Origin of the sequence: Stenotrophomonas sp. JC08 (assembly GCF_052180205.1) — a bacterium.
Lineage (GTDB): Bacteria > Pseudomonadota > Gammaproteobacteria > Xanthomonadales > Xanthomonadaceae > Stenotrophomonas.
In genome coordinates, this window is the sequence record NZ_CP197473.1 from 700042 (window position 1) to 724224 (window position 24183).

General features: G+C 65.6%; 24 protein-coding genes and 1 other RNA gene. 8 read left to right on the forward strand and 17 right to left on the reverse strand.

Annotated features, from left to right (window positions below):
• The first annotated feature begins 11 nt into the window (after positions 1-11).
• Positions 12-677, forward strand: a complete 666-nt coding sequence (locus tag ACSBPQ_RS03165) for a phosphotransferase (protein WP_442683630.1) — start codon at positions 12-14, stop codon at positions 675-677.
• 89 nt (positions 678-766) lie between these two features.
• Positions 767-1585 (forward strand): SDR family oxidoreductase, encoded by an 819-nt coding sequence (locus tag ACSBPQ_RS03170; protein WP_442683631.1) that lies wholly within the window; start codon positions 767-769, stop codon positions 1583-1585.
• A gap of 15 nt (positions 1586-1600) precedes the next feature.
• Here ACSBPQ_RS03170 and ACSBPQ_RS03175 read toward each other — a convergent pair whose 3' ends face one another.
• The gene (locus tag ACSBPQ_RS03175; protein WP_442683632.1) at positions 1601-2464 is read right to left on the reverse strand and encodes an ion transporter; all 864 of its coding nucleotides are present in this window, start codon (positions 2462-2464) and stop codon (positions 1601-1603) included.
• A 70-nt stretch (positions 2465-2534) separates the two neighbouring features.
• On the opposite strand from ACSBPQ_RS03175, the gene ACSBPQ_RS03180 reads away from it, so the two are divergent.
• Entirely contained in the window at positions 2535-3764 is a 1230-nt protein-coding gene (locus tag ACSBPQ_RS03180; RefSeq protein WP_442683633.1) for an acetylornithine transaminase, read from the forward strand.
• Complete coding sequence (locus ACSBPQ_RS03185) at positions 3764-4189, forward strand: HIT family protein (protein WP_442683634.1); 426 nt, start codon at positions 3764-3766, stop codon at positions 4187-4189. The genes ACSBPQ_RS03180 and ACSBPQ_RS03185 overlap by 1 nt, the downstream gene beginning before the upstream one ends.
• On the opposite strand, the gene ACSBPQ_RS03190 is transcribed toward ACSBPQ_RS03185, so the two are convergent.
• Together ACSBPQ_RS03190 and hemL are read right to left on the reverse strand one after the other, a co-directional pair.
• A complete protein-coding gene (locus ACSBPQ_RS03190) occupies positions 4184-4780 on the reverse strand; it encodes an HAD-IA family hydrolase (RefSeq protein ID WP_442683635.1) in 597 nt (198 codons plus the stop codon). The two genes, ACSBPQ_RS03185 and ACSBPQ_RS03190, sit on opposite strands and share 6 nt — an antisense overlap.
• A 100-nt stretch (positions 4781-4880) precedes the next feature.
• Positions 4881-6173 carry a glutamate-1-semialdehyde 2,1-aminomutase gene (hemL, locus tag ACSBPQ_RS03195; RefSeq protein ID WP_442684495.1) on the reverse strand — a complete coding sequence of 431 codons (1293 nt, stop codon included), beginning with the start codon at positions 6171-6173 and terminating at the stop codon, positions 4881-4883.
• Between the two features lie 153 nt (positions 6174-6326).
• Between hemL and ACSBPQ_RS03200 the strand changes: the two genes are divergently transcribed.
• Entirely contained in the window at positions 6327-7601 is a 1275-nt protein-coding gene (locus tag ACSBPQ_RS03200) for a dipeptidase (RefSeq protein ID WP_442683636.1), read from the forward strand.
• 120 nt (positions 7602-7721) lie between these two features.
• On the opposite strand, the gene thiE is transcribed toward ACSBPQ_RS03200, so the two are convergent.
• The 5 genes from thiE to ACSBPQ_RS03225 form a co-directional block, all read right to left on the reverse strand.
• Positions 7722-8345 carry a thiamine phosphate synthase gene (gene thiE / locus ACSBPQ_RS03205; protein WP_442683637.1) on the reverse strand — a complete coding sequence of 208 codons (624 nt, stop codon included), beginning with the start codon at positions 8343-8345 and terminating at the stop codon, positions 7722-7724.
• Positions 8346-8530: 185 nt separating this feature from the next.
• On the reverse strand, positions 8531-9415 hold the full coding sequence (locus tag ACSBPQ_RS03210; RefSeq protein WP_442683638.1) for a SirB1 family protein: 885 nt from the start codon (positions 9413-9415) through the stop codon (positions 8531-8533).
• Between the two features lie 30 nt (positions 9416-9445).
• Entirely contained in the window at positions 9446-9901 is a 456-nt protein-coding gene (locus tag ACSBPQ_RS03215) for a DUF192 domain-containing protein (RefSeq protein ID WP_442683639.1), read from the reverse strand.
• Positions 9902-10018: 117 nt separating this feature from the next.
• Complete coding sequence (locus ACSBPQ_RS03220) at positions 10019-12697, reverse strand: DEAD/DEAH box helicase (protein WP_442683640.1); 2679 nt, start codon at positions 12695-12697, stop codon at positions 10019-10021.
• Entirely contained in the window at positions 12694-14316 is a 1623-nt protein-coding gene (locus ACSBPQ_RS03225) for a site-specific DNA-methyltransferase (RefSeq protein ID WP_442683641.1), read from the reverse strand. Before ACSBPQ_RS03225 ends, ACSBPQ_RS03220 begins: the two co-directional genes overlap by 4 nt.
• A gap of 175 nt (positions 14317-14491) precedes the next feature.
• Here ACSBPQ_RS03225 and ACSBPQ_RS03230 point away from each other — a divergent pair, with 175 nt between their 5' ends.
• Positions 14492-14938: a helix-turn-helix domain-containing protein gene (locus ACSBPQ_RS03230; protein ID WP_442683642.1), complete on the forward strand. Its 447-nt coding sequence runs from the start codon at positions 14492-14494 to the stop codon at positions 14936-14938.
• Between the two features lie 211 nt (positions 14939-15149).
• On the opposite strand, the gene rpiA is transcribed toward ACSBPQ_RS03230, so the two are convergent.
• The 6 genes from rpiA to ACSBPQ_RS03260 all read right to left on the reverse strand — a co-directional run bounded on the left by rpiA (position 15150) and on the right by ACSBPQ_RS03260 (position 17970).
• Positions 15150-15797 (reverse strand): ribose-5-phosphate isomerase RpiA, encoded by a 648-nt coding sequence (rpiA, locus tag ACSBPQ_RS03235; protein ID WP_442683643.1) that lies wholly within the window; start codon positions 15795-15797, stop codon positions 15150-15152.
• A 119-nt stretch (positions 15798-15916) separates the two neighbouring features.
• Positions 15917-16399, reverse strand: coding sequence for an EVE domain-containing protein (locus ACSBPQ_RS03240; protein ID WP_442683644.1), 483 nt, complete (start codon positions 16397-16399; stop codon positions 15917-15919).
• The gene (locus ACSBPQ_RS03245) at positions 16396-16986 is read right to left on the reverse strand and encodes a 5-formyltetrahydrofolate cyclo-ligase (RefSeq protein WP_442683645.1); all 591 of its coding nucleotides are present in this window, start codon (positions 16984-16986) and stop codon (positions 16396-16398) included. The genes ACSBPQ_RS03240 and ACSBPQ_RS03245 overlap by 4 nt, the downstream gene beginning before the upstream one ends.
• Before the next feature lie 197 nt (positions 16987-17183).
• Positions 17184-17368, reverse strand: a non-coding RNA gene (ssrS, locus tag ACSBPQ_RS03250) — 6S RNA.
• An 84-nt stretch (positions 17369-17452) separates the two neighbouring features.
• Positions 17453-17752: a cell division protein ZapA gene (locus tag ACSBPQ_RS03255; protein ID WP_442683646.1), complete on the reverse strand. Its 300-nt coding sequence runs from the start codon at positions 17750-17752 to the stop codon at positions 17453-17455.
• Positions 17749-17970: a TIGR02449 family protein gene (locus ACSBPQ_RS03260; protein ID WP_442683647.1), complete on the reverse strand. Its 222-nt coding sequence runs from the start codon at positions 17968-17970 to the stop codon at positions 17749-17751. The genes ACSBPQ_RS03255 and ACSBPQ_RS03260 overlap by 4 nt, the downstream gene beginning before the upstream one ends.
• A gap of 127 nt (positions 17971-18097) precedes the next feature.
• Here ACSBPQ_RS03260 and ACSBPQ_RS03265 point away from each other — a divergent pair, with 127 nt between their 5' ends.
• Both ACSBPQ_RS03265 and ACSBPQ_RS03270 read left to right on the forward strand, forming a co-directional pair.
• Positions 18098-18643 carry a YecA/YgfB family protein gene (locus ACSBPQ_RS03265; protein WP_442683648.1) on the forward strand — a complete coding sequence of 182 codons (546 nt, stop codon included), beginning with the start codon at positions 18098-18100 and terminating at the stop codon, positions 18641-18643.
• 9 nt (positions 18644-18652) lie between these two features.
• Entirely contained in the window at positions 18653-19978 is a 1326-nt protein-coding gene (locus tag ACSBPQ_RS03270) for an aminopeptidase P N-terminal domain-containing protein (RefSeq protein ID WP_442683649.1), read from the forward strand.
• 63 nt (positions 19979-20041) lie between these two features.
• Here the strand turns inward: ACSBPQ_RS03270 and pepQ are convergent, their stop codons facing one another.
• The 3 genes from pepQ to ACSBPQ_RS03285 all read right to left on the reverse strand — a co-directional run bounded on the left by pepQ (position 20042) and on the right by ACSBPQ_RS03285 (position 24178).
• Positions 20042-21370 (reverse strand): Xaa-Pro dipeptidase, encoded by a 1329-nt coding sequence (pepQ, locus tag ACSBPQ_RS03275; RefSeq protein WP_442683650.1) that lies wholly within the window; start codon positions 21368-21370, stop codon positions 20042-20044.
• An 82-nt stretch (positions 21371-21452) separates the two neighbouring features.
• Positions 21453-21800 carry a PilZ domain-containing protein gene (locus ACSBPQ_RS03280; protein ID WP_442683651.1) on the reverse strand — a complete coding sequence of 116 codons (348 nt, stop codon included), beginning with the start codon at positions 21798-21800 and terminating at the stop codon, positions 21453-21455.
• Complete coding sequence (locus tag ACSBPQ_RS03285; RefSeq protein WP_442683652.1) at positions 21797-24178, reverse strand: DUF1631 domain-containing protein; 2382 nt, start codon at positions 24176-24178, stop codon at positions 21797-21799. Before ACSBPQ_RS03285 ends, ACSBPQ_RS03280 begins: the two co-directional genes overlap by 4 nt.
• Between the last annotated feature and the right edge of the window lie 5 nt (positions 24179-24183).

Here is a 24183-nt window from a genome sequence, read left to right on the forward strand (position 1 = left end):
AGAATATGGCGATGGCTGAATCCACTACCGAGACGACATTCACCGCGCTGAAGGCCGACAGCTTCGGCCGCATTCTGCTGGTTGAAGGTGCGCAGGGCCGCTTTGTGCGTCGTGATCTGGGCGGCACGCCGCTGTGGCTGCGGCTGCCGGCGTGGTGGCTGGCGCGGCGTGAAGCCCGCGCGCTGGCTGCGCTCGATGGCATGGCGGCCACGCCGCGGCTGCTGGGCTGGGATGGCCGCTGGCTGGACCGCAGCTACATGGAAGGCGCGGCGATGTACCAGCGGCCGCCGCATGGCGACCTGGCCTATTTCCGTGCCGCGCGGCGCCTGCTGCAGCGGGTGCACCGGCAGGGCATCGCCCACAATGACCTGGCCAAGGAAGCCAACTGGCTGGTGCGCGAGGACGGCTCGCCGGGACTGATCGACTTCCAGCTGGCGGTGTGTGGCAATCCGCGTTCACGCTGGATGCGGCTGCTGGCGCGTGAAGACCTGCGGCATCTGCTCAAGCACAAGCGGATGTACTGCCGCCACGCGCTGACTCCGGTGGAACTGCGCCTGCTCAAGCGCCGCTCGTGGGTGCGCGAGCTGTGGTTTGCCACCGGCAAGCCGGTCTACCGCTTCGTCACCCGCCGCATCCTGCATTGGGAAGACAACGAGGGCCAGGGGCCCAAACCCTGAGTTTGCGACGCACGTCAGTGCGCAGGCGTATGGATGCCTCGATCACGGGCATAATCGGGCTTCCTGTCAGCCTGTCTTCCGGAGTCCGCATGTCATCGTTGCAAGGCAAAACCCTGTTCATCACCGGCGCCTCGCGCGGCATCGGCCTGGCCATCGCCCTGCGTGCGGCGCGTGATGGCGCCAACGTGGCGATCGTCGCCAAATCGGCGGTGGCCAATCCCAAGCTGCCGGGCACCATCCACACTGCTGCCGAAGCGGTCAACGCCGCGGGCGGGCAGGGGCTGGCGCTCAAGTGCGACATCCGTGAGGAGGAACAGGTGCAGGCGGCGGTGGCGGCCACGGTCGACACCTTTGGCGGCATCGACATCCTGGTCAACAACGCCTCGGCGATCTGGCTGCGTGGCACCCTGGACACGCCGATGAAGCGCTTCGACCTGATGCAGCAGGTCAACAGCCGCGGCAGCTTCCTGTGTGCGCAGGCCTGCCTGCCGCACCTGCTGGCCGCGCCCAACCCGCACATCCTCACCTTGGCGCCGCCGCCGAGCCTGGCCCCGAAGTGGTGGGGCCCGCACACCGGTTACACCCTGGCCAAGATGGGCATGAGCTTTGTCACCCTGGGGCTGGCCGCCGAGTTCGGCCGCCAGGGGGTGGCGGTCAACGCACTGTGGCCGCGCACGGTGATCGCCACCGATGCGATCAACATGATTCCCGGCGTGGACGCGGCCAACTGCCGTCGTCCGGAAATCATGGCCGATGCCGCGCATGCGGTGCTGACCCGTGAGGCCCGCGGTTTCAGTGGCCAGTTCCTGATCGACGACGAGGTGCTGGCGCAGGCCGGTGTCAGCGATTTGTCCGGCTACGCGGTGGACCCGTCGCGGCCGCTGCTGCCGGACCTGTTCCTGGACTGAGGCCGCCGCCCGGGCTCAGGGATCGAGGGGCTCGGGCAGCTCATGCCCGCAGCGGTTGCAGTAGCGCGCCTTGAGCTCGTGTCCTTCATGGCCGCAGATCACGCAGCCGCGGTTGTCGCGGCCGCGCTCGCGCAGCATGGTGCCGGCCAGTTCGGCGGTGTAGATGCCGGTGGGCACGGCCAGGATGCTGTAGCCGATCAGGATCAGCACCGAGGTGATGAAGCGGCCCAGCGTGGTGTGCGGGACGATGTCGCCAAAGCCGACCGTGGCCATGGTCACCACCGCCCAGTACATGCTGGCGGGAATGTTGCTGAAGCCGTGCTGCGGGCCTTCCACCACGTACATCAGCGCGCCGGCGATGATGGCGATGGTGACCACCAGCGACAGGAACAGCAGGATCTTGCGCCGGCTGCGCCACAGCGCCAGCATCAGCACCCCGCTTTCCTCGATGTAGCGGGTCAGCTTGAGGATGCGGAACACCCGCAGCAGGCGCAGCACGCGCACCACCAGCAGGCTCTGCGCGCCGGGCACGAAGAAGGAGATGTAGGTGGGCAGGATCGCCAGCACATCGATGATCCCCCAGATGCTGAAGGCGTAGCGCAGCGGCCGCCGCACCACCACCAGGCGCAGCACATACTCGGCGGTGAACAGCAGGGTGAAGGCCCATTCGGCCACGTAGAACCAGCGCGCCCAGTCCAGGTGGATGCGCTGCACGCTGTCGATCATCACCACCAGCACGCTGGCGAGGATGGCCACCACCAGCAGCAGGTCGAAGCCGCGCGAGGGCGGGGTATCGGTGCGGTAGATGATGTCGAACCAGCGGCGGCGCCAGCCGTCTTCGCGTGCCGGATTGAGCTGGGGAGTGGAAAACAGTCGCATGTGGATATTGTGCCGCACCGCATGGAATGGAGGACAATGGCCGCTTTCCATTCCCGCCACCGATGCCGTCATGACCGCTGCCAATGCCGATGCGCTGTTGTCCCTGTCCAACTACTACCTGCCGGTCTACCGCCCGCGCCAGCTGGTGCTGGAGCGCGGCCAGGGCGCGCGGCTGTGGGATAAGCAGGGGCGTGAATTCATCGACCTGGCCGCCGGCATCGCCGTGTGCAGCCTGGGCCACAACAACCCGGAGCTGAAGGCCGCGCTGTTCGAGCAGGCCGACAAGCTGTGGCACACCAGCAACATGTTCTACAGCGAACCGCCGCTGCATCTGGCGCAGGAACTGGTGGACGCCTCGCGCTTCGCCAGGCGCGTGTTCCTGTGCAACTCCGGCGCCGAGGCCAACGAGGTGGCGATCAAGCTGGTGCGCAAGTGGGCCAGCGCGCAGGGCCGCCCGCCGGAGAAGCGCTTCATCGTGACCTTCCGCGGCAGCTTCCACGGCCGCACCCTGGCCACGGTCACCGCGACCGCCCAGCCCAAGTACCAGGAAGGCTACGAGCCGTTGCCCGGTGGCTTCCGTTATGTCGATTTCAACGACGTGGTGCAGCTGGAAGCGGCGATGGCCGGCGGCGACGTGGCCGCGGTGATGTTCGAGCCGGTGCAGGGCGAGGGTGGGGTGATGCCGGCCACGGCCGAGTTCATGCGTCGCGCCCGCGAGCTGTGCGACCAGCACGACGCGCTGCTGGTGCTGGACGAGATCCAGGTCGGCATGGGCCGTACCGGCGAGCTGTTCGCGCACTGGCACTGGGGCGTGACTCCGGACATCGTCACCCTGGCCAAGGCGCTGGGCGGCGGTTTCCCGATCGGCGCGATGCTGGCCGGCCCCAAGGTGGCCGACATCATGGGCGTGGGCGCGCACGGCAGCACCTTCGGCGGCAATCCGCTGGCCGCGGCGGTTGCCCGCGTGGCGCTGCGCAAGCTGGCCTCCGAGGAGATCAAGGCCAACGTGCTGCGCCAGTCGGCCGCACTGAAGGCCGGTCTGGAAGCCATCGGCGAAGAGTTCGGCGTGTTCGAGCAGGTGCGCGGCATGGGCCTGATGCTCGGCGCGGTGCTCAAGCCGGACTACGTGGCCGACATTGGCGCGCTGCTGGACCTGGCCGCGGAGAAGCAGGTGCTGATCCTGCAGGCCGGCACCAGCGTGCTGCGCTTCGTGCCGGCACTGAACATCACCGACGAGGAAGTGGCCGAAGGCCTGAAGCGCGTGCGTGAGGCGATTGCCGCGTATATGTCCGCGCGCTGATGGAAACCTGCGTCTTCTGCGCCATCCTGTCCGGCCGCCTGCCGGCCAGCGTGGTGTGGGAGGACGCACAGGTGGTGGCCTTCATGGACCTGCGCCAGGCCGTGCCCGGGCATGTGCTGGTCATTCCGCGCCAGCACGCCGAAACACTCTATGACCTGGATGCGGACAGCGCCGCGCAGGTGATGCGCGTGGCGCAGCGGATCGCCTTGGCGCTGCGCGACACGCTGGCTCCGGATGGTCTCAACCTGTGGCAATCCAACGGCGAGGCCGGCGGCCAGGAAGTGCCGCATTTCCACCTGCATGTGCAGCCGCGCAGGCACGGTGATGGCCTGCTGGATATCTACCCGATGGGTGTGCCGTCGCCATCGCCGCGAACGCAGCTGGAGCCGCTGGCGCGGCAACTGCGCTCGGCGCTGGGCTCATAACAGGTGCCGGCGCCGCAGCAGCCGGCGCAATGACTGGGTGTGATGGGCGGTATCGGCCGGCAGTCCGGCGCTGCGGGCGCCCTGCACATTGCGGAACAGGTGGTCGACGAACAGGGTCCGGACCGGGTCGCCGTGCAGCGCTGCACAGGCGGCGAGGTAGGCGGCCGGATCGGGTTTGCGCACGCCCAGCGCCGCGCTGCACAGCACCGGGATGCCGGGCAGCAACTGTTCGATCACCGGCGCGGTGAGCAGGCCGTTGTTGGTGAGGATGGCGACCTGCACGCCGGGCCGCAGCTGCCTGAGCAAGGCCACGCTGTCGCGGCGCACAGTGGTGGCGGCAGTGCGGGCCGCGTGCCAGTCACACGGCTGCAATCGGCTGTCCAGCCGCTGGTTCAGGGCGGCGAGCAGTTGCGAACCATCGAGTTCGCCGCGTGCATGCGCCAGCTCCAGTCCTTCCTCGCGTAATGCCGCATCAACCTGCGTGGAACTGCACTGCGCGGCTTCGGCCAGCTGGCGCAGATGGATGCGATGGTCGTAGTCGGCGAGCAGGCCGTCGAAATCGAGCAGCAGCGCATGCAGGTCCGGTGTCATGCGGCATCACCGCCACAGTGCAGCCGGCGCGCCACCGATGGCGACGGAAACCGCCCGTCGCCGCCAGTGACGTTTCGCGTGGTGTTGCCGTTGCGCGGGATCACCCCGCCGCGACCACCTTGAACGCCTCGCGCGCGGCCGCCAGCGTGGCCTCGATCACCGCATCGTCATGTGCGCTGGACAGGAAGCCGGCCTCGTAGGCCGACGGTGCCAGGAACACGCCGCGCTCCAGCATCGCGTGGAAGAAGCGGTTGAACGCCGGGATATCACAGGCGGTGGCCTGCGCGTAGCTCTCCACCTTTTCATTGGTGAAGAACAGGCCGAACATCGCCCCGACCTGGGTGGTGGTGACGGCTACGCCCGCTTCGGCGGCGGCCGCTTCCAGACCGGCGCACAGGCGTGCGGCAGCGGCCGACAGGTGCTCATGGAAGCCCGGCTGCTGGATCAGCTCCAGCATCGCCAGACCGGCCGCCATCGCCACCGGGTTGCCGCTGAGCGTGCCGGCCTGGTAGATCGGCCCGGCCGGGGCGATCTGGTTCATCAGCTCGGCGCGGCCGCCGTAGGCGCCCACCGGCATGCCGCCGCCGATGATCTTGCCGAAGGTGGTCAGATCCGGAGTGATGCCGTAATGCGCCTGCGCGCCGCCCAGCGCCACGCGGAAGCCGGTCATCACCTCGTCGAAGATCAGCAGCGTGCCGTACTGGGTGCAAAGTTCACGCAGGTGCTGCAGGTAGCCCTCGCGCGGCGGGATGCAGTTGGCGTTGCCGACCACCGGCTCGATGATCAGCCCGGCGATCTCGCTGCCCTGCTGCGCGAACAGCGCGGTGGCCGCGTCGAAATCGTTGTACGGCAGGGTCAGGGTCAGCTCGCTCAGACCGGCCGGCACGCCCGGCGAGGTCGGCACGCCCAGGGTCAGCATGCCGCTGCCTGCTTTGACCAGGAACGAGTCGCCATGGCCGTGGTAGCAGCCTTCGAACTTGACGATCTTGCTGCGGCCGGTGGCGCCGCGCGCCAGACGGATCGCCGACAGCGTGGCCTCGGTGCCGGAGTTGACCATGCGCACCATCTCGCATGACGGCACCAGCGTGGTGATGGTTTCGGCCATGGTCACCTCGGCCGCGCATGGCGCGCCGAACGACAGGCCGTTGCCGATCGCCTGCTGCACCGCCTCGCGCACCGCCGGGTGGTTGTGGCCGACGATCATCGGCCCCCACGAGCCGACGTAGTCGATGTAGCGGTTGCCATCCACATCGAACAGATACGGGCCATCGGCGCGCTGCACGAAGAACGGCTCGCCGCCGACCGACTTGAACGCGCGTACCGGCGAGTTGACGCCGCCGGGCAGCAGCTTCCGGGCACGGGTGAACAGGGTGTGTGACTGGTCGTGGTTCAGGGACATGGCACGCAGGGGATGACGGAAGAATGCGCCTATTGTCCGCTTTCGCGCCGGGGGCTGCCACGCAAGCGGAAATCCATGACCAATGGCCCGCAGGCCGCTCAGACCCGCATGCAAGAATGCGCTGTGACCCCTCATGAAGCGAGAGCCATGAAGTTCGATCCGACGTTCAAACGCGCCGCACTGGGTACCGCGTTGCTGCTGGCGCTTGCCGCCAGCGCCCATGCCGGGACCGGCCCTACCGCGATTTCCGCACACGCCCGCAGCCTGCAGGCGCAGGCGATCAATCTGGATACCCACCTGGACACGCCGGCGCTGTTTTCCAAGCCGGGCTGGAAGATCACCGATCGCCACTCCTTCGAGCAGGACGGTTCACAGATCGACTACCCGCGCATGGTCGAGGGCGGGCTGGATGGCGGCTTCTGGGTGATCTTCACCGGGCAGGGCGAGCGTGATGGCATCGGCCAGCTGAAGGCGCGCGATGCGGGGCTGGCGCGGCTGGCGGAAATCCGCGAGATGGTCGCGGCCAACGCCGACAAATTCGAGCTGGCCACCACCGCCGAAGATGCGGCGCGGATCAAGGCGGCGGGGAAGAAGTCGGTCTACATCAGCATGGAAAACGCCTACCCGCTGGAACACGATCCCAGCCTGCTGCGCTTCTATTACAAGCAGGGCCTGCGGATGATCTCGCTGGCGCATATCAGCCATAACGGGTTTTCCGATTCGGCCGGCATGGGCGTGGCACCGGAAGGCGAGCACGGCGGCCTGAGCGCGAAGGGCAAGGCGCTGATCGCCAAGGCCAACCGGCTGGGCATCATCATCGACCAGTCGCACGCCTCCAATACCGCGTTCGACCAGATGCTGGAACTGAGCACCGCGCCGATCATCCTTTCGCACAGCGGGGCGTCGGATGTGTTCGCCCATTCGCGCAACATCGACGATGCGCGTATCCGCGCGCTGGCGAAGAAGGGCGGGGTGATCCAGGTCAACTCGCTGGGCGGTTACCTGATCGATACCGGAGCCACCCCGGAATACCGCGCTGAGCGGCGTGCGCTCCATGCCGCTTACGGCGAGAACCACGAATTCACCGATGCCGAGCGCGAACAGCTCAAGGCCAAGGTGGCCGAGCTGGACCGCAAATACGGCATCCGCACCGCCGATTTCGACGACTACATGCGCCACCTGCTGCACATCATCGAAGTGGCCGGCTGGGAGCACGTCGGCCTGGGTGCGGACTGGGACGGCGGTGGCGGCGTGGACGGTTACGAGGACATCACCGCACTGCCCAAGGTGGTGCAGGCACTGCTCGATGCCGGCTACAACGACACCCAGATCAGCGGCATTCTCGGTGGCAACACCGTGCGTCTGATCGGCGAAGTGCAGGCGCTGGCCGACCCGGCGGCGGTCAAGGCCGCGCTGGAATAAGCCCTGCGCATCCGCAGGGGCGATGCGAGTGGCGACCTGGCTTCAGCGGTACGGCCCTGGTCGCGACCGGCGTCGCTCCTGCGGGAATTACCGGGGTCGGGCCGCTGGTACAGCCTCGGCCTACGCGAAACAGGCACGGTAGGCGCGCAGTGCGGCCGGCGGATCATCGGCGGCGAACACGCTGCTGATCACCGCCAGCAGATCGGCGCCGGCTGCGACCAGCGGCGCACTGTTGTCCGGTGTCAGCCCGCCGATGGCCACGCGTGGCACGCCCAGCGCGGCGCTGTCACGCAGCAGCTGAGGCTGTGCGCGGCGCGTGGTGGCCTTGCTGCGGCTGGGGAAGAACGCACCGAAGGCGATGTAGCTGGCGCCGCTGGCGACCGCCCGGCGCGCCAGCTCCAGTTCGTCGTAACAGGACGCACCGATGATCGCGCCGGGACCAAGCAGGGCGCGGGCGGCGGCGATGTCGCCATCGTCCTCGCCCAGATGCACACCGGCCGCGCCCACTTCCAGCGCCAGCGCGGCATCGTCATTGATGATCAGCGGCACCCCGGCGCCTGCGCACAATTGCTGCAAGGCCTGCGCCTGTTGCCGTCGCGTCGCCGCATCCACCGCCTTGTTGCGGTACTGCAGCCAGGTGGTATCGGCCAGCAGCGGACGTACCCGTTCAAGCAGGCGCGCGGTGTCGGTTTCGTCCGGGGTGATCAGGTAGATGCCGCGAGCGGCGTGTGAAGGCTGGGACATGGAAACTACCGGTATGGCGATGGGAGGCGGTCAACACCGCTTCCGGGGCGGTGGATTATCGCGCATGGCCAAGGTTGCAGCCGTTGTCGAGGCGTCATCGTGATGGGCGCAAGTCGTCGGCCGGAAGATTCCGCGCAGGTGTCAGTGGGAGACTTTCCGGCTGTCCGGATTGCCGATGACACGCCTCAGTGCAGCTGCGCGCGCTCGCCGCCGATATCGACCAGCCGCTCATGGATCAGCATCGCATCGTCCGCCTGCGGCTCCATTTTCAGATAGCGCTGCAGGTCGCTGCGGGCACCGGCCAGGTGTTCCAGCTGCAGATAGGCCAGGCCGCGGTCACGTACCGCGTCGGCCTGGTCCGGCGCCAGTTTGAGGATGCGGTCGGCACTGCGGGCGGCGCGATCCCATTCCTCGCGTTCGACATAGACGCCATGCAGGTTGCGCAGCATCCGTATCAGGATGGCGCGATGCGGCGCCGGATCCAGGATCTGCGCCAGTACCTCGTCGTCGGGTGTCTCACCGCCGAGATTGGTGCGGGCCCGTTCGCGCAGTTCGTCCACGCTCAGCGGGCGGCCGCCGTTGAACGGATCCATGATCAGCACGCCTTCTTCCACCGGCAGCCGCACCAGGAAATGACCGGGAAAGGAGATGCCTTCCAGCGGCAGGCCGAGCCGCTGCGAGACCTCCATCTGTACCAGTGCCAGCGAGATCGGGTTGCCCAGCCGCCGCGTCAGCACCTCGTTGAGATAGCTGTTGCGCGGGTCGTAGTAGGCGTCGTGGTTGCCGCTGTAGCCCAGTTCGTTGAACAGGTGATGGTTGATCGCGGCGACCTTCAGCGGCCATTCGCTGATCGCATCCACTTCCACCCGCAAGTGGTCGACATGGGCCTGCAGCATGCGCTCATGGCGAGCGGCATCGAGCTGCGGATATTCGTCGCTGGCGATCAGCAGGGCGGTTGCCAGCAAGGGCAGCGCGTCCCCATCCAGATCGGCAAGCGCGTCCCAGTGCGGCAGGGTCAGGCGTGTTTCAGACATGGTTCCAAGACTGGCGGCAAAGCCGTGCCGGTTCAAGCACGGAGCGCGTCGCGCAGGCGTGCCGTTTCAATCGCCGCTGGCGATACCGGGGCCGAAGGTCAGTTCGACGCCGTCTTCCAGCTTCAGTTTCGCCGCCTGGCCGGCATTGAGCTCGAGCACGTAACGCGCCGGCTTGAAGCTCGGATACGGCGGACAGGCATCGCCGGCCGAACAGGGCGGCACATCGCGCTGCTGACTGACCAGCCGGCGCGCGTTGTCGAAATACAGGATGTCCAGCGCGATGCGGGTGTTCTTCATCCAGTACGCCTGCGGCTCCTGCCGGTCATGGATGAACAGCATGCCGTGGCCGGCCTCCAGATGGTCGCGGAACATCAGCCCGCGTGCGCGGCTGGCGTCGTCCTGTGCCACTTCCACCTGGTAGCGGGTACCGGCCAGCTCCACCCAGTGCGCGCCCCCGGCGCTGGCGCAACCGGTGAGCATCAGGAGGAGCAATGCCGAAACCAGGAGGGTGGGGAGGCGCATGGTGGGTTCCTTCTTCATGGGCCGCCAGTCTATAGACACCTTGGGCTGTCTATAAACTGCTGCCTATCGTGATTGACCAGGTGTGCAGTTGCCCTCAGGCGCGGGCTTCCCTCTGCATCACTGCAAACAGGCATCGATATCCTGCCACTGGCGGTTGCGCGCCATCACGAATCTACACTTGCCGTCACTCAATGCTTCCCACAGACCACCTATGTCACGGTCGTCCTGCGCATCTGTCCAGCCTTGCGCGCCCTTGTACTCGACGATGAGGATCACCCCAGTGGGCAGCATGCAGATGAAGTCGGGATGGAACCGTCCATCGGCCTTCTGCAGGAAGAACGACGAGCCCCGCTTGTTGACCAGATTGCGCACCCAGAACTTGATGCGTCCCTGCGCCGCCTGCTGGTCCAGCCAGCAGGCGCATTCGAACTCTTCCTTGCTGTCGAAGTCGCCGATGCGTCCGTAGTAGTGATGCAGGAAATCGTAGTCACCATACTTTCCGGTGTAATCGCTGTTTGGTGCGTATGCCTGCGGATCGAACGTGATCTGGAACTCACCGCCGACCTTTACGCGCTCGCTGCGGTCTTCGCCAAACAGGACCTGCTGAAATGCTTGCTTGACCGCCGCCTTGCGCAGTTCACGGATTCTCATTTCCAGCAGGCCACGCACCAGGAACTTCTGCCGGTTCACCCGCGCCAGGTCGCAGCCGGGCTTCTGCAGCAGATTGCGCAGCCACACCTGCACGAAGGCCCATTTCGAGGCATGGGTGATGCCGGCATCCGGCAGGTTGCGGCACAGCCACGCCGACAGCTTCAGCTCGTCCCAGTGCTCGGGCTTGTAGGAGAACCCGAGATCGCGTTCCAAGTTGGCGATGAAGCCGAATTTCACCCGGCCATCGTCTGTCACGTTGATCGTGCCGCCGCTGGCCACCCGGTCCGCCATGCCCAGTGCCTGTAGATCGTCGTGCGTGGGACAGGCGTCGTAACCGGACAGATCGAACGGGTAGTCCAGCACCTCCGGATCGTCGAAAAACTGCAGCGCGCCCTGCATCCACAAGCCGATCGCGGGAATGGACAGGGTTTCGCCCTTTTCGGCGGGGCTGAGTCGCACTTCGAGCGCAGTGGTGCGGCTGATTTCGCCTGCCTGGATAATTGAGGCGCGTTCGGCGTCGTTGCCCGCCACCGCAGCCAGCTGTCCGGCTTCTTCCTCGGTCAACGGCTGCTGGATGGTGAGTTTCTTCGTCTTCCTGTCCCATTCCATCTTGTTCTGCAGGGGCTTGGGCAGTTGCCGGATTTGCGGCGCCTCGACCAGTGGCACCACGACCGGTGTCACCACGATGCGACCGGGACGTGCGCTCAGATCGAAGCGGGCCTGTTCCTGCTTGCCGGCCTGTACGAACTCTTCCGCGGCCTTGCGTTCGAAGCCGGCGCCGGCCACCAGTCGATCGCGTAGCGCGCTGGCGGTCGAGGTGAAGTCGGAAGACATCACATAGGCATAGGACTGGTTGAGGGCTGCACTGGTGCGTGTACTGGCATCGGGCTGGCGCAGCACGCGTCCCAGCAACTGCTCGACGGCAGTTTCCGATTGCGTGCCGGCCAGACTGACGAGGATGTACGCCGAAGGGCAATCCCATCCCTCGGCCAGTGCCTGCTGGGTGATGATGAAGCGCACTGGACAGGCCTTGTCGGCGATTCCGCGTGAATACTTCTTCTCGATTTCGGGCAGATCATTGCGCTCACCCGTGGCGACGGCAACATGTTCGGCGGGGATGCTCTGGTTCTCGATCAGCTCTGCCAGTACGCGTTCCCAGTGCAGGGTGTCCTTGTCCCTGTTGCGAGCCTGTGCCTGCACCAGCACCAGCGGACGAAGATAAGGCGCGCCCGTGCCGTGCTCGTTATCTGCCGCTGCCTGCAGCTGATCACGCCTGTCGACGGCATAGGCGAGGCATTTCTGCCAGTCGCTTTCCGTTTCCAGCAGGATCGGCAGCTTGATCATCTGTTCGGCCTTCAGTTCCACGGCCGAAACGCTGTGCAACACATTGCTCGGCGTGGTGTCGGTGTCCGGCGTCGCGGTCAGCTCCAAGATGCCGCTGGGGTTGAAGGCCGCCAGCGTCGAGAACGCCAATTGAGTACGGTTGTTGTGCGCCTCGTCCACGATCAGGAACGGCCGGCGCAGGCGCAGCACGTTGGCCAGCGAGCAGGGAGGGGTGCCGCTCTCGTCCTTCAGCAGGGTGTTGCGCTGGGCTTCGGGCAAGTTCTCGAAGTGCTGCATCAGTGCGCCGCTGGACTGGTACACCTTCAGGCCTTCCTTATCCTCGCGGTTGAATGCCTGCACGGTGGCCACGATCACCACCGTGCTGGTGTCCAGCGTGGCACGAGCCAGTGATTTCGCCTCGTCCAGATCGAGCACGGTGATCGGCCCCGCTTCGGCCAATGCGGCGTGCAACGGTGTATCGCGGTTCTTCAGCAGTCGCAGCGTCTGGTCACGGATCGCACGCGAAGGCACCAGCCACAGCAACACGCTGTGCTCGCTGCGAAGCAGATGCGTATTGACCAGCGCCGCGCACTTGGCGGCAAGCCAGGTTTTACCGCCGCCGGTGGGAACGCGCAGGCAGAAGTACGGCATGTCGGCCGCGAAGTCTTCCATGCGGTGATAGGGCTGCCCCTTGCCCCATAAATATTCCGTCGTGGCGGTGAAGGCGATGCCAGGGCTGTTGAGCGTATGACATTGCTGGAAATAGGTGAGCACGCTGTCCAGCGCACTCCGCTGGTATTGCTTGGCGATGAAGTCGCTCATGGCGACACGTCCAGCGCGTAGGGCGTCTGCTTGAACACGATGCCTTCGCGGTTGAGGCGGGGCGTGCTCAGGCGACAGGCCGCGGCATAGATCACGCGTGCGCCGTCATGCGGTGGGAGCAGGTCGAGCACCGGGCCGGTCAACACGTTGCCGCCGCTCACGGACTTGTCGCCGAGGATGCCGTTGTAGAGCAGATAGATGGCGCGGCCTTTATGTACACCGAGCATCGGCGATTTGTCCTTCTGCTTGAAGCCCGTGCCGGTTTCCGAAAACCAGACGAACTCGGCCAGTTGCGAAAACGTCACGTCTTCGCGGATCTGGCCATCGGCGGTGAACAGCGGGTCCTTGCTCAATTTGCAGTATTGGAACCCGCCGCCGAGGCCGGGGACGTGTTCGCCTTTGGTGTTCGTGTAGCCGCGCGCGACGCGCTTGACCCGCTCCGCAGTGACGTTGCCGGCGATGCCCTGGTCCATTTCGACAAGGATGAAGCGGCGGCTGCCGCCATCTTCGGCATTTTGTTTCAACACAGCCTGACCAGTGGTACCAGAGCCGGCGAAGCTGTCGAGAATGAGGGAGTCTTTGTCGCTGGCAATCTGCAGGATCCGCTGGATCAGTAGAGATGGTTTTGGCGTTGAGAAGTCAGATACGGATGGCACGTCGTGCAGCACTTCCCGTAGTTCTTTGCGCGAACCGTCCGTATGTCCTGCAAATTCGTGGTGCCAGATAGTCTGTGGCACTACGCCATCGGCATTACGCAGAGCGTGTTTGTAGCGTTTGTAAGCAGGCACCTTGCCTCTTCCGTCCTTACCCCAGTAGATCAGGCTTTCGGAAATATGGCGTTGGTGCTCTTCCTGCGAGTAGGCCCAGACCCGAGTACGCTTTGGCCAAATTTTGTCACCGGTATTTGGGTTGGTGATGGCGTAATAGAGGTTAGGGCGTTCTTCCGCAGTCTTGTTGCATGTGTAATCGCTATTCCTAAATTGGCCTTTCCTGTCTTCGTATTTATATTGCCCATCTTTTTCTTCGCCGCGTGGAAGCAGATTACGTTGCCAACGAGGCGAGCGCTGGTATACCAGTACAAAGTCGTGCATCGGGGCAATGGTTTTGTGGTCGTTGGCAACTGCATATTTTTTTTGCCACATCACGGTTGCGATAAAATTAGTTGGTCCAAAAACCTCATCCATCAACAGTCGAAGGTTCGCCACTTCGTTGTCATCGATGGAAACGAAGATCGCTCCGTCATCGCGCAGAAATTTCTTCAACAGCACCAGCCGCGGATACATCATGCAAAGCCAGCGGTCATGGCGATCCAGCGTCTCGCCTTCCTTGCCGACGACTTCGCCCAGCCAACGACGGATCTCCGGGCTGTTGACGTTGTCGTTGTAGGCCCAGCCCTCGTTGCCGGTGTTGTACGGCGGGTCGATGTAGATGCATTTCACTTGCCCGGCGTAGCGGGGCAGCAATGCCTTCAACGCATCCAGGTTGTCGCCCTGCACGATCACGTTGCCGCTGTCCACATCGCCACAGGAAAGCTCCGGCACCGGTTCCAGTAGCCGGTAAGGCACTTCCTTGTGATGCGTCACGACGGCGGGTTTCCCGATCCAGTTCAGCACCGGCATCAGTGCTGCTCCACAGGCCGGAGTGCCGCTTGGCATCCCATCGGCTTCATAGGAGTGGGCGCAGCCTGCCTGCGTCCCAATGCTCTGATTCTGGACGACTGTTCCTGCAGCACTGCGGCCATCGTGTCTGTTCCAACTTCCAAAAACGAAAGTATAGATTCAATCGAATGAAAGGATGCATTCGGTAATTTTTGTCACTGATCGGTACCGTTTCCGCATGAGTGTGAAACGGTCATTGGGTGAGCAGATTGAGCGTGCGATGCGCCGGCGTGGCTGGAGGCTGACGGGCGCGGAGTTGGCGCGTCAGTACAACAACGCGCATCCGGATGCGCCGATTACGGAGCAGTCGGCGAACGCCTGGTTGCGCGGACGACGTTTACCGGATGCCGGTAATCTGCAGGGACTTGAGAAGGTCTTGGGGATTGCTTTGGATGTGTCCAGACAACCGGCAGGATCGGATCGGCGGACGGTCCAGGAAGCGCCTACCGTCTACCCGGCAGGGACAAGCGACCAGCTGGCCTGGCAGGCCTTCCTGACGCTGGGCAAGCAGCGGCGCAAGCTTGTGCGGGAAGTAATCCATGCACTGGCAGGCAGCGCACCGGATGAAATTCCGGGCGGATGAGTTGCGGACCAATCCGCTGGAGTCCGGCCATGTCATGACTGGCCGGATCGGGTGTTGTTTGGATTACTTCAATTGAACGGGATATCGAAACCGAGGCGCGGGTTGGCTCTTTTCCCGCGCGGCTGTTCAGTGTTCAGGGTAACGACAAATGATCGTGCTTGACCGGGACTGATCTTCCGGCTCCAGCTCTCAGGACATAGAGGAGCTGGAATCAGAGCACCTGCGGCGGTTCGCCGCCGACGATCACCACGTCGGCCGGGCGGCGCGCGAACAGGCCGACGGTGACCACGCCGGGGATCTGGTTGAGCTGCTGTTCCAGCTTGACCGGATCAACGATGGACAGGTTGTGCACGTCCAAGATCAGGTTGCCGTTGTCGGTGACCACGCCGTCACGCCATACCGGCTGGCCGCCGGTCAGCGCGAGGATTTCGCGGGCGACCAGGCTGCGCGCCATCGGAATCACTTCCACCGGCAGCGGGAACTTGCCCAGCACCTTGACCTGCTTGCTCGGGTCGACGATGCAGACGAACTGCTTGCTGGCCTCGGCGATGATCTTCTCGCGGGTCAGCGCGGCGCCACCGCCCTTGATCAGGTTCCGGTTGCCGTCGCACTCGTCGGCGCCGTCCACGTACAGCGACAGGCCGCCGGTATGGTTCAGGTCCAGCACCTCGATGCCGTGGCCCTTGAGCAGCGCGGTGCTCTGCTCGGAGCTGGACACCGCTCCTTCGATCTGGTCCTTGATGCGGGCCAGCGCCTCGATGAAATAGGCGACGGTGGAGCCGGTGCCGACCCCGACAATCATTCCCTTCTCGACGTATTCGATGGCTTTTTCGGCGGCCAGGCGCTTGGCTTCGGACATGGTGGACTCAATGGGTTGGAAAACAGGCTTTTTGTAGGAGCGGCGTGAGCCGCGAAGCCGGGGATCTGAAAGGTTGTCAGCCTCGCGGTTTACGCCGCTCCTACAACAACAAAAGATGCTTACTTGGCTTTCTTTTCCAGCGACAGCAGCAGTTTCCATTGCGCGGCGGTGACCGGAAATACCGACAGCCGGTTGCCTTTGGCGGTCAGCGGGAAGCCTTCCCCCAGTTCATCGGTGTGGCGCTTGATCTCCTCCAGCGCGATCACCTGCGCCAGTTTGCGCTCGAAGGCGACATCGACCAGCATCCAGCGCGGCTGCTCGCGCGTGCTCTTGGGATCGTGGTAATCGGACTTCGGATCGAACTGGGTGTCGTCCGGGTAGGCCGCGCTGGCCACTGTGGCCACGCCGACAATGCCCGGCACCTTGGTGTTGGAGTGATAGAACAGGATGCCGTCGCCGACCTTCATGCCGTCGCGCATGAAATTGCGTGCCTGGTAGTTGCGCACGCCGTTCCACGGCTCGGTGCCGACGCGCTGCAGGTCGTCGATGCAAAAGGCGTCCGGTTCGGACTTCATCAGCCAGTAGCGCTTGCGGGCGGTCATGCGTTCAACGGTTCCGGGTAGAGAGTGGCCTGCTCGGTGCAGATCGCATCGACCGCCACGTCCCAGTCCTCGACCGGCAACGACGGCACCTGCTGGGTGGAAAATCCCACGCCCACCAGCCACGGCGGCGCGGCCTGGCGCTGCCGGAATGCGAAGCTGCGATCATACCAGCCGCCTCCCATGCCCAGCCGCCGGCCATGGGCGTCGAAGCCCACCAGCGGCGCGACGACCAGCGCCATGTCTTCCGGTCGCAGCGCCTGTGCCGGGTCCACGTCCGGCTCGGGAATGCCGTAGCGGTTGCTGACCAGCGGCTGCCCGGGGCGCCACGGCGCAAAGCGCAGCAACTTGCCGTGCAGCACCGGCAGGCAATAGGTCTGCTGCGGCGGCAGTTGCATCTGCCAGCGGTGCAGCGCGATTTCGCCATCCATTGCCCAGTAACCGGCGACATGACCGCTCACCGTGGCGAAAGGCAGGGCAAGCAGATGCGTGGCCAGTGATTCGGCGGCGGCGATGCGCGCGCTGGCGGGAAGGTCGCGGCGATGCTGGCGCAGTTGCTGGCGGAGGCGTTGGCGGGGATCGGCAGTCATCAGGGCACAGTCTGCTGGCTAAGGAGCGTGAGTCCCTCTCCCTGCGAGAGGGTTGGAAAGAGGGTGCGGGCGAAGCGACGCGGGATCAACGTGCGTGAGGCTGCGCACTTGCGCTGATCCGTCCTTCGGCGCCACTTCTCCCGAAGGGTGGAGGATGAAAAAAGAACGGCGCCCGTTGGGCGCCGTTCTGGAATATTGCATTCTCCGCGGTGACGATGCGTGCGAAACGACCTTGAACCCGGGGTTCAAGTGGGAACGCTGGGGGGCCATCGGGCTTCCCGCTACAAGGCGGACCTGCACACCCGGCTCCGTCGCGCCCCCATGGTCGTCATTAAGGGACAAGGCGAATGTTTGCACACGCCGTCGTTCACAGCAGAGAACGCAGCGCCAGTATAGCCGGTTGCGGCCGTGTGACCAGCGTATTTCGACCACTCACCTGTTCATCTGCCTGAGCGGCTCAGCTGCATCAACGCGTGCTGTCGATGGCGTGATCCAGGCGCCGGTTCAGATCGCCCAGCGTGCTCTGGAAGCGGCGCTGCTGTTCGGCCAGCTGATCACGCAGCAACTGCATCTCGTGGGCCAGGTTCAATGCGGCCAGTACCGCGACGCGGTCGACCGCGGCCATGCGGTTGTTGCCACGGATCTCGCGCATGCGTGCATCGAGCATGCGCGCGGCGGCGGTGAGGCTGTCGCGTTCGTCCGGCTCCACGCCAACGGTGTAATCGCGATCAAGGATGCGGACGCTGACCGGTTCGCTCTGGCTCACGTGTGCTGCTCCAGCGACTTGAGGCGGGTGATCATCGCTTCCACGCGCGAGCGTGCCTGTTCGTTCTTGGCCAGCAGCTGCGAGCGTTCGGCCATCAGCTGCTCCTGTTGCTGGCGCAGGCTGCGGTTCTCATCTGCCAGTCGCTGGTTGCGCTCGAACAGCAGTTCGAGGCGGGCGGCCAGGGCCTGCAGCTGGGCAGCGGGGTCGAAGGAATCCATGGCCTGCACGATAGGCATGCGGACAAGGGGTGGTCAAGACGGACGTGCGGTTGCGATTGATACACTGTCGCGCCGCCGCCACCGCAGTCGATGCGGCGCGGCCCCATCCGTTTTACAGAGCCGTGACATGACCGAACTTCCCGCCGTCGACGACATCCTCAACGCCAGCCAGAGCCTGGATCTGGGCGCTACACCCGCCGAACTGCACGGTGGACTGTGTGGCTGGCTGGCGGCCGGTGGCGCGGATCTGCAGCAGTGGCCGGCCAAGGTGCTGGCCGATGACAATCTGCCGGTCCCCGAGCCGGACAGCGTGCTGGACCAGCTGCGGCTGGCGACGGTGGCGCAGCTGGAAGACCGTGACTTCGCTTTCGAACTGGTGCTGGCCGATCCGGCCGCCCCGCTGCAGGCACGCACCGATGCGCTGTTCGACTGGTGCCGTGCGTTCCTGGGCGGCTTCGGCCTGGCGTCGGGCAAGCGTCCGCTGTTGAGCGAGGAGGGTGAGGAGGCGTTGCAGGATCTGGCGCGCCTGGCACAGGCGTCCAGCGACGAGTTCGACAGCGGTGACGAGGACGAGGATGCGCTGGCGGAGATCGAGGAATTCGTGCGGGTGGCGGTGTTGCTGCTGCATGGCGATTGCGTGATGGGCTCGCGCCACCGCCAGCGGCTGAACTGAGGTCTGCGCATGAAGCGACTGTCCGGCATCACCCCTGCCGAATATGCCCGCCGTCGCCGCCAGTTGATGGAGGGTGCGGGCGATGACGCGATCCTGATCCTGCCGGCCGCGCCGGAACGGGTGCGCAGCCACGACACGTTCCATCCCTACCGGCAGGATTCGGATTTCTGGTACCTGTCCGGTTTCCAGGAGCCGGAAGCGGTGCTGGTGCTGATTCCGGGCCGCAAGCATGGCGAGGTCATCCTGTTCTGCCGCGAACGCGATCCCGAGCGCGAAGCCTGGGATGGTCCGCGCGAGGGTCAGGAAGGTGCGGTGGCGCGCTACGGCATGGACGACGCCTATCCGATCGAGGACCTGGACGAGATCCTGCCGGGTCTGCTGGAAGGCCGTTCGCGGGTGTACTACCACTTCGGCCGCGATGCCGATTTCGACCTGAAGCTGATCGGCTGGGTCAACCGGGTGCGCTCGCAGGTGCGTCACGGCGCGCAGCCGCCGCACGAGTTCCTCGAGCTGGGACACCTGCTGCACGAGCAGCGGCTGTTCAAGTCGGCCGACGAGATCGCCCTGATGCAGGTTGCCGCCGACATCAGTGTGCGCGGCCATCGCGCGGCGATGCGCGCGGCGCGTGCGGGCCTCCACGAATACGAGTTGCAGGCCGAGCTGGAACGCGAGTTCCGCGCGCATGACGCCTGCCCGGCGTACAACAGCATCGTCGGCACCGGCAGCAACGCCTGTGTGCTGCATTACCGCGACAACAACCGCCGCAGTGGCGACGGTGAGCTGGTGCTGATCGATGCCGGTGCCGAATACCGCGGCTATGCCAGCGACATCACCCGCACCTTTCCGGTCAACGGGCGCTTCAGCGCCGAGCAGCGCGCGCTGCACGACCTGGTGCTGGCCGCACAGGCTGCCGCACTGGAGCAGGCGCGGCCGGGCATCGCCTACGAGGAGGGGCATCTGGCCGCGGTCGAGGTGCTGACCGAGGGCCTGCTGCGGCTGGGGCTGCTGAAGGGCGATCTGGAAGAGAACCTCATCGAGCGCCACTACCAGCGCTTCTACCCGCACAAGACCGGCCATTGGCTGGGCCTGGATGTGCACGACGTGGGCGATTACCGCGTGGCCGGCGAGTCGCGGCTGCTGGAGCCGGGCATGGTGTTCACCATCGAGCCCGGGCTGTATATCGGCAGCGACGACCGCAGCGTGGAGCCGCGCTGGCGCGGCATCGGCATCCGTATCGAGGACGATGTGCTGATCACCGGGGACGGCCACCGGGTGCTGACCGGCGCGCTGGAGCGCAGTGCCGAGGAAATCGAGGCATTCATGGCGGCCCGCTGAGTGCCGGAAAACAAAAAAGGGCGCCGATTGGCGCCCTTTTCCTGTCTGGAGGTCCGGTCCGGATCAGCCGGCCGCGGCGAACACCGGGCGGGTGAGATTGTCGGCCTCGCCGTCGGTGCACAGCACTTCGTCCTCGATGCGGATGCCACCGTAGGGACGGAAGAAATCCACACGCTCCCAGTTGATGCTGGCGGCATTGCCGGCCTGCTTCACTTCATCCAGCAGCATGTCGATGAAGTACAGGCCCGGCTCGATGGTCACGGTCATGCCCGGTTCCAGCACACGCGTCAGGCGCAGGTAGGGATGGCCGTCCGGACGCTCGATGCGGCCACCGTTCTCGCCGGCGGCGAAGCCGGCCACGTCATGCACCTGGGCGCCGATCAGGTGGCCGATGCCGTGCGGGAAGAACGCGGCGCTGACGCCGGTGGCCAGTGCCGTTTCCGGCGAGACGTTGATGACGCCGAAGTCCTTGAGGACGCCCATCAGCGACAGGTGCGCATCCACATGCAGCTGCCTGTAGTCGAAACCGGCACGTACCGCCTGGCACATCCGGATCTGCGCCGCATCCACCGCATCGACCAACGCCTGGAATTCGTCATGGCCGGCGGCGGCATAGGTGCGGGTGATGTCGCTGGCATAGCCATGGGCCGAGGCGCCGGCGTCGATCAGGAAGCTGCGCGACGGTTGCGGCGCATTGCGGCCCAACTCGGTGTAGTGCAGCACCGCGGCATGCTCGTTGAGCGCGATGATGTTGCCGTAGGGCAGTTCGTTGGCGTCCTGGCCGACGGCGCTGCAGTACGCCATGTGGATCTCGAACTCGCTGGCGCCGGCGCGGAACGCGGCTTCGGCGGCACGGTGGCCACGCACCGCATGTACCTGCGCCTGGCGCATCAGCGCGATTTCATACGGCGTCTTGCAGCCGCGATGCCATTCCAGGTGGTTGATCACCGCCGGCGGGTTGTTCGGTGCAAAACCGCCCAGCGTGCTCTGTGGTTCACCGAGGATGGCGCAACGGCTGGGGTCGGCCGGCAGCAGTGCCAGCGCTTCTTCCGGCTTGCGGATGATGTGGATGTCGAAGTGCTCCACCCACCAGCCGCTGGGGGCGTCCGGGACCACGTGCCAGTAGTCGAAGGGCTGGTAGAACACCAGCGTCGGACGTTCGCCCGGCGTGTGGATCAGCCAGCTGTAGGGCAGCCGGGTCAGCGGCAGCCAGGTCTTGAACTGCGGGTTGACCGCGTACGGATAGTCGCGGTCGTCGAACACCTGGTAGTGCAGGGTGCCGCTGGGAACCACCAGGTGGTCGAAACCGGCGCGTGCAAGCGCGGTGTCGGCACGGCGGATCATCTCGCCCAGATGCTGGGAATACAGGGCGCCCGGATCGTTCTGGCTCATGGCGGTGGCTCGCTTTTCGGTACGGAATGCAGGTTCCGATTCTGCCGCAAAGCGCTTCGTGCCGCTGTGCCGTTTCCGGCACTCAGGCTGAAGGAAGATTGCTGTCGATCCAGTGTTCCAGCTGCTCGCGGTGCTCCTTGGACAGGGTCAGGAAGCGGAAGCCGGCCCAGGACTGTTCCGGTGCGCTGGCCGGGTCCCGCCACAGCAGGTGCACGCCGACATCGATATCGACCTGGCTGCCATGTCCATCGGGAATCGGGAACTGCAGCTGGTACAGCGCGTCCTCCACCAGTGGTTCGGACACCATCAGCAGCATGCCGGTGCCGGAAACATTGCTGAGCCGGCCGATCACCTTGCCGGTCATCTGGTCGGTCACGGGGATCAGGGCCGGAGCCTGCAGGCGCGGTGCGCGGCGGGTGTCGGTGATCATGCGGATTCCGGATCGGCGGATTTGCTGCCGGCAAGTGAGCGCAGGGTGCGCAGGGTGGCCTGCCAGGCGCGGTCGATCAGCCGGCCATGGTCCTCGGTGACGATGCGCAACTGCTTCCTAGCCATCAGCCGGGCCAGCGCGTCGAGCGAATGCTCGGCTACTTTCTGCCCACGCTGGTTGACAAACAGCGCGTTGTCGGTGATCAGGCTGTACCAGGACAGGCGCTTGCGTTGCGAGTCGCCCTGCTGGTTGGTGACGAACTCGAACCAGGTGCCGAACGGCAAGGTGCGCAACTGGCGGTAGCAGGCCTCCTCCTCCGCGGAACGCTTGGGTGGCGGCGTGTGCCCGGTGGCGACGTCCTCTTCCTGCTCGTTGCCTTCGCCCAGCCGCGCGCGTGCCTTCAGCTTGGCGGTGAGCTCGGTACGGGAGGTGATGTCGTCGTTGCCACCGGGGGTGGACAGGCGACGGGCAATTGCCGCGGCCTCGTCCTGGTGGTAGCCGACCTGCAGCAGCGAGGTTTCGACCTGGCTGCCCAGCGCGGCGTCGGCGTCGGTGCCTGCCGGTGCGCAGGTGGTTTCGCTGATGCGCGCGCTGGTGGCCTGCAGCTGTTGCCACTCGGCCGACTCCTCGCCTTGGCGCAGCAGGGTCAGGGTCAGTACGTCGGCCCAGGCCTCACGCAACAGGGTCTGGACGAATTTCGGGGGCGCCGAAGTGGTGCACAGCCGGTCAATGGTGAAGCTGGCCAGTTGCCTGGCGGCCTGCAGGCGTTCCTTGCCGCGCGCCGCCTCCACGTGCCGGCGTTCGGTCACCTCGGCTTTGCGGGCGGCCGCGCGCAGGTGGGACTGGATGCGCTGATTGGCTTGAGCGAATACCTCTTCATCGCCGTCATAGCCGGTGACGACCTGGTTGACGGCTTCGCCGAGCTTCTGCAGCAGTACCGGATCGCCTTCGTCATCGCTGAGCCAGGTGGCACCGGATTCGGCCACGGCGTTGAGCAGCTCGCGCGCCGGATGCTGGTCGCGGACAAAGAAAGCTTCGTCGTGGATCGCCGCGCGTGCCACCGGCACCTGCAACTGGGTCAGCAGTTCGGCGGCAGGTCCTTCGCTGCGGACTTCACGCTGGATCTGCGCATAGAGCATGCCGAGCAGGTCCAGCGTGTCGGCATCCTGCGGGGTGAGCGCGGCGCCGGGGCCATGCTCGGCCTTGATCTGACCCAGCAGTGCGGCTTGGATGTCACCGATGCTGCGGCGGGCGCCGGGAGAGGCGGCCTGCACCTGCAGCCGCCCCAGCACGTCCATCACCGTCTGGCTGGGGACCGGCTGTGCAGGCGGGGCAGGGGTGGATGTCGACGGTGCCGGCGCACCCGCCTGTCCGTTGGCCGCTGCAGCGATGCCTGGCGTCTGCGCATGGCGGGCTGCGCCCAGCAGGCTGTGCAGCGCCGACAGGGCGGGGGCAGAAGCTGTGGCCGTGGGGCTGGTCCGGGGCGGCGCGAAGCCGCTGGCGGTCGTGTCTGCCGCCATCCCGGGAAACCGTGTCCACGAGGCGGCAGGCATCTGCCCCTGCCAACTGGTCAACGGCTTGTTGCCTGCCGCCGCTCCGGCCGGGGAGGCATGCGGCGAGGTGGTGCCTGGCGGAGCGGTCTGGCCACTGCCGCGTGGCGCGGAGGGGCGCACCAGGTAGGGCCGGTAGACCAGCCCCGGCAGCACGCCTTCGCGCGCCAGCAGGATGTTGGCGCGGTCGATCAGTTCGGTATGGCGCTCCATCACCTGGCGTTCGAACACCCGATAGAGCGCCAGCTGGGTTTCCAGATTGAGCGGCATCTGTTCGCCGCAGTCGCGCACGATCCGGCACAGCGCGTAGGGGCCGATCGGCAGGCGCTCGGCCTCGACCGCCGGCTGCGCGCCCAGCACGCCAAAGCGCTGGCCCAGAAGCTGCAGCTGGCTGGTCGTGCGGTTGCTCTCGCGCCGCGCTATTTCATGCAGGACGATGTCGCGGTCGATATCGGTGTCTTCGACCAGCATCATGGTCTTGAACGAGGTGCTTTTCGGCTCGGCGACCGTGCTGTGGCGGATATCCCGGAACTCGACCAGCTGCTGTTCCAGCGCATCGAAAAACAGTGCCGGAAACCGGTTGCTGTGGTCGCGCAGCTCGCGCATCTGCGCGTAGATGTCGGACTGGACCTGGCTGTTGCGTGCCTTCTCGGCCTGCTGGAACAGCTCGCGGTCGATCCCGACCATGGTCAGCTTGAGCGGCTGTTCCAGTACTTCCACGGCCAGCGCGTGGAGCTGCTCCAGCAGCAGCCGTACCCTTGGCGGCAGCGAAGCGCCGGCGATCCGAGCCAGCGTGTGGCTGGATGTGGTTGATGCGTTCCCTGACATCCGAT